Source organism: Ornithinimicrobium sp. (genome assembly GCF_051004135.1).
Taxonomy (GTDB): domain Bacteria; phylum Actinomycetota; class Actinomycetes; order Actinomycetales; family Dermatophilaceae; genus Ornithinicoccus.
Genome location: NZ_JBPCKQ010000008.1, coordinates 1 through 5027, shown reverse-complemented (window position 1 = coordinate 5027; position 5027 = coordinate 1). Strand labels below are relative to the sequence as shown.

The 5027-nt window shown below is 70.8% G+C and carries 4 protein-coding genes; 1 reads left to right on the top strand and 3 read right to left on the bottom strand.

Features of this window, described 5'->3' with window-relative positions; all coding sequences use genetic code 11:
* Positions 1 to 2104, bottom strand: a 2104-nt coding sequence (tkt, locus tag ACR2FV_RS00400; protein ID WP_434013754.1) for a transketolase, incomplete at its 3' end; no start/stop codon positions are given.
* 210 nt (positions 2105 to 2314) lie between these two features.
* Between tkt and ACR2FV_RS00395 the strand changes: the two genes are divergently transcribed.
* Positions 2315 to 3262, top strand: coding sequence for a heme o synthase (locus ACR2FV_RS00395; protein ID WP_434013753.1), 948 nt, complete (start codon positions 2315 to 2317; stop codon positions 3260 to 3262).
* On the opposite strand, the gene ACR2FV_RS00390 is transcribed toward ACR2FV_RS00395, so the two are convergent.
* The gene (locus ACR2FV_RS00390; RefSeq protein ID WP_434013752.1) at positions 3158 to 4153 is read right to left on the bottom strand and encodes a COX15/CtaA family protein; all 996 of its coding nucleotides are present in this window, start codon (positions 4151 to 4153) and stop codon (positions 3158 to 3160) included. The genes ACR2FV_RS00395 and ACR2FV_RS00390 overlap by 105 nt on opposite strands.
* A gap of 37 nt (positions 4154 to 4190) precedes the next feature.
* Positions 4191 to 4961, bottom strand: coding sequence for an ABC transporter permease (locus ACR2FV_RS00385; RefSeq protein ID WP_434013751.1), 771 nt, complete (start codon positions 4959 to 4961; stop codon positions 4191 to 4193).
* Positions 4962 to 5027 lie beyond the last annotated feature (66 nt).

The following is a 5027-nucleotide window of genomic DNA, read 5'->3' as shown; positions in this document are numbered from 1 at the left end:
GCACCACCGCCTCGGCGGTGATCCCGAACTCCTGATAGAGCGTCTCGTAGTCGGCCGAGGCGCCGAAGTGCTCCAGGCTGACCATCCGCCCGGCGTCGCCGACCAGCTCGCGCCAGCCCTGGGCCACCCCCGCCTCCACGCTGACCCGAGCCCGCACACTCGGCGGGAGCACCTCGTCACGGTAGGTCTGTTCCTGCTTGAGGAACCACTCCTGGCACGGCATCGAGATGACCTGCGCTTGGATGCCGTCGGACCGGAGGGTCTCCTGGGCCTGCAGCGCGAGCTGGACCTCGGAGCCGGTGCCGATCAAGAGCACCTCGGGCTCGCCGTCGTGCGCCTGCGCCAGGACATAGCCGCCCTTGGCCACCCCGTCGGCGGAGCCGAGCCTCGACCGGTCAAGCGTCGGCACGTTCTGCCGGGTGAGGGCGAGCGCACTGGGGTGGTCGACGGCCTCCAGGACCGTCTTCCACGCGGCCGTGGTCTCATTCGCATCGGCGGGCCGGATCACGTCCAGGCCGGGGATGGCCCGCAGTGCAGCCAGCTGCTCGACCGGCTGGTGCGTCGGGCCGTCCTCACCCAGTCCGATGCTGTCGTGGGTCCAGACGTAGATCACCGGCAGCTGCTGCAGGCTGGCCAGGCGCACGGCCGGACGCATGTAGTCGGAGAAGATCAAGAAGGTCCCGCCGTACGGCCTGGTGAGTCCTTCGAGGGCGATGCCGCTGAGGATCATGCCCATGCCGTGCTCGCGGATGCCGAAGTGCAGGGTCCGGCCGTACTCGTCACCGGGGAACTTTTTCGTGGCCTTGCCGCTCGGGACGAAGCTGGGCACATCGTCCATCGTGGTGTTGTTGGAGCCGGCCAGGTCGGCTGAGCCGCCCCACAGCTCGGGCATCACATCGGCCAGGGCGCTGAGCACCTCCCCGGACGCCTTGCGGGTGGCCATTCCGTCCTCGCTGGCCTCGAAGGTCGGCAGGGCATCCTCCAGCCCGTCGGGCAGCCGCTTGTCGAGCAGCCGGTCCAACAGCTCGGCCTGCTCGGAGTTGCTCGAGCGCCAGGACTCGTAGCCCTCCTGCCACTGTGCGTGCGCCTGCTTCCCCCTGCCGACCACGGCCCTGGTGTGCTCGAGGACCTCCGGCTCGTCCGGGAACTGGACCTCGGGGTCGAAGCCGAGCAGCGACTTGGTGGCCTTGACCTCATCCTCACCGAGGGCCGACCCGTGCGCGGCCCCGGTGTCGCGAGCCTCGGGCGCGGGCCAGGCGATGATGGTGCGCAGCACGACCATGGTCGGCTTGTCCTGGCGATCCTTGCTGGCCTGCAGCGCGGCATACAACGCGTCGACGTCCTCGGTGTAGGGCTCCTGGCCCCGCCAGTCGACGGTCTCGACGTGCCAGCCGTAGGCCTCGTAGCGCTGTGCGACGTCCTCGCTGAACGAGATGTCGGTGTCGTCCTCGATGGAGATCTTGTTCTGGTCGTAGACGACCGTGAGGTTGGACAGCTCCTGATGACCGGCGAAGGAGCAGGCCTCGCTGGAGACTCCCTCCATCATGTCGCCGTCGGAGGCGACCACCCAGACGTGGTGGTCGAACGGCGAGGTGCCCGGTGCGGCGTCGGGATCGAGCAGGCCGCGCTGGCGGCGCTGCGCGACGGCCATCCCGACCGCGGAGGCCAGCCCGGAGCCCAACGGTCCCGTGGTGATCTCGACGCCGGTGGTGTGGTGCACCTCGGGGTGGCCCGGTGTCTTGGACCCCCAGGTCCGCAACGACTTCAGATCCTTTATCTCCAGGCCGTAGCCGCTCTGATAGAGCTGGATGTACTGGGTCAGGCTGGAGTGGCCGTTGGACAGCACGAAGCGGTCGCGCCCGAGCCAGCTGGGGTCGCTGGGGTCGTGTCGCATGACCTGCTGGTAGAGCAGGTAGGCCAGGGGGGCCAGGCTCATCGCCGTGCCCGGGTGTCCGTTGCCCACATTCTGCACGGCGTCGGCGGCCAGGACGCGGATGGTGTCCACCGCCCGCACGTCCACCTCGGTCCACCCCGCCTGGTCGGCCAGGGGTCTGGCCAGTTGCGGATCGCGGTCGGCGGTCAGCGTATCGGTCTGCTCGGTCACGAGTGCTCCTTGCTGCGGATTGCGTCGGACCACCGGGCCGACGGCATCCGCCGTGCGGCCCCGTGGCGGTTGTAGGGTGCCACGCCACCACCGATCTTAGTCCCCGAGACCCCTACCGTGCAGGTCCGCCGTCACGGGTACCATCAGAGCAGGTCCGCGGGCACGAGCCTGCCCGGGCCGTTGCACCCACCCTGCATCCCGAAGGACCACGTGACCACGCTCGAGGCCCGCTCGTCCGGATCCACTCGCCAGCGCCTGCGCGGGTGGCGCGAGCACCTGGGTGACTACGTCGCACTGACCAAGCCGAGGATCATCGAGCTGCTGCTGGTCACCACCTTCCCGGTGATGTTCCTGGCTCAAGGCGGCATCCCGCCGTTGTCGTTGACCCTGTCTACACTCGTCGGGGGGGTGCTCGCAGCCGGGTCGGCCAACGCCCTGAACTGCTACCTCGACCGCGACATCGACGCTCGGATGCATCGCACCGAGCATCGGCCGCTGGTGACCGGGAGGATCAGCCCCACCGCAGCCGTGGTCTTCGGTTGCACCCTGGGGGTGGGCGCCGTGCTCTGGCTGGCGTTGTTGGTCAACCTGGTCAGCGCCGCGCTCGCGCTCACAGCCATCGTGCTCTACGTCGGCTTCTACACGATCCTGCTCAAGCGGCGCACCAGCCAGAACATCGTGTGGGGCGGAGTCGCGGGCTGTATGCCGGTGCTGATCGGCTGGTCCGCGGTCACCGGGTCGCTGGACTGGCCCGCGCTGGTGCTCTTCCTGGTGGTCTTCTTCTGGACCCCACCGCACTACTGGCCGCTGTCGATGCGCTTCAAGGAGGACTATGCCAATGCCGGGGTCCCGATGCTGCCGGTCGTGGTGGACGACATCGCGGTCGGGCGCCGCATCGTGGCGTATGCGTGGGTCACCGCACTGACCTCACTGGCGCTGGTCCCAGTGGCGCCGATGGGGTGGGTCTACACGGTGACGGCGCTGATCGCCGGAGCGGCCTTCGTCATCGAGGCGCACCGGCTCGCCGGGCGGGCCCGGCGCGGCCTGGCCGGCTCACAGCTGGGCGCGATGCGGTTGTTCCACTTCTCGATCAGCTATCTCACGCTGGTCTTCCTCGCGGTGGCGCTCGACCCGCTGCTGCACCTGCCGCTGGTCTGAGCAGGTCGTCGCGAGCAGCGAGCGCAGGGCCCAGGTCAGCGCCAGCGTCAGCAACGTCGCCCCCAGCATGTGCAGCGAGACCAGCGCCACCGGCAGTCCCAGGGCGTACTGCAGGTAGCCCACCAGTCCCTGGGCCACCGTGACCCCCAGCACCACCTCCCAGGGTCGCCGCGACGGCGCGAGCGCGGGCACCAGGTGGGTGGTGATGAGCATCGCGATCACGAGGCCGCAGAAGATCATCACACTGTCGGCGTGCAGCCAGGACAGGGTGCGGGGATCCAGACCGAGCCGGGCCGGGTCGCCGGCGTCGCCCGAGTGCGGCCCGGCCCCGGTCACCATGGTGCCGAGCACCAGCACCACCGCGGCCACCGCCGCGGTCGCCATCCCCAGCCGTCGGGCCACGAGCGCACCGGGCCCGACCGCGAACGCCCGGGCCGGTGGGCGCCACCCAGCACGCACCTGCCAGACCAGGAGCGTGCTCGTCCCGACCAGAGCCATCGAGATCAGGAAGTGCGCCATCACGGTTGCCGGGTGCAGCCCGGTGCGCACGGTGATGCCTCCAAGCACCCCTTGGGCGAGTGGCCCCACCAGGACCAAGCCGGCCAGCAACGGCAGCGGACGGCTGCGTCCCCAGCGCAGCACGGCGACGAGGGTGGCCAGCGCGACGACCCCGACCAGGATGCCCACCATCCGGTTGCCGAACTCGATGTAGGGGTGGATCCCGTCGGCGGTCTGGAACGTCGGGGTGTAGGAGCCCGGCTCGCACTGCGGCCAGCTCGGGCAGCCCAGTCCGCTCCCCGTCAGCCGGACCAGGCCGCCGGTGACGACGATGAGGACCTGCATGACCAGGTTGACCGTCAGGATCCGGGACAGCCAGGGGGAGGTGGGCACCACCCCATGGTAGGTGGCGCCCGCGGGCGAGCCGAGCTCAGTCCGACCAGCGCAGCAGCCGGGCTGCCGGCCAGCCCAGCGCGAGGGTCCAACCGGCGAGCGCGAGCGCCCGCACCGCGGTGGGTATGCCGTCGCCCGCGCCGGACAGAGCGGTCCGCAGCCCGTCGGCCAACAGCGCGGAGGGCAGCCAGGTGACGAGATCGCCGGCCAGGCCCGGCAGCGCCGCCGCCGGCACGACGATGCCGCCCAGGGCCAGCAGCAGAACCCAGATCAGGTTGGCCAGCGCGAGCACGGCCTCGGCCCGCAGCGTCCCACCGAGGAGCACCGCGAGCGCCACGAAGCTTGCGGCTCCGAGCACCACCAGGACCAAGGCGACCGGCAGACCGGACAGCCGCGGGCGCCACCCCAGGGCGATGGCGGTGCCCCCCAGCACCGTCACCTGCAGGCCGATCACCACCAGCACGGCCGTGGCCTTGCCCAACAGCAGGCCCTCGCGCCCGAGCGGGGTGGTGCCGAGGAGACGCAGCACCCCGTAGCGGCGCTCGTAGCCGAGCAGGATGGCCTGACCGGTGAACGCCGTCGAGACCACCGCCAATGCCAGCACGCCCGGGCCGATGACCTCCAACCGCCCCAGGCCGGCCCAGGGGCCGATGCTCACCTCGGGCACGTCGGTCAGGGCGAGCCCCACCAGCGCCAACAGGGGCAGCACGATCGAGACCAGCAGCTGCTCGCCGTTGGACACCAGGATGCGGGTCTCAAAGCGTGCCTGCGCCGTGACCCGTTGGGTCGGGCTCGCGGGCGCGCTCACCGAGCAGCCCCGGTGAGCGCGAAGTAGCGGTCCTCCAGGGCGGCGCCGTCGCAGACCTCCGGCACG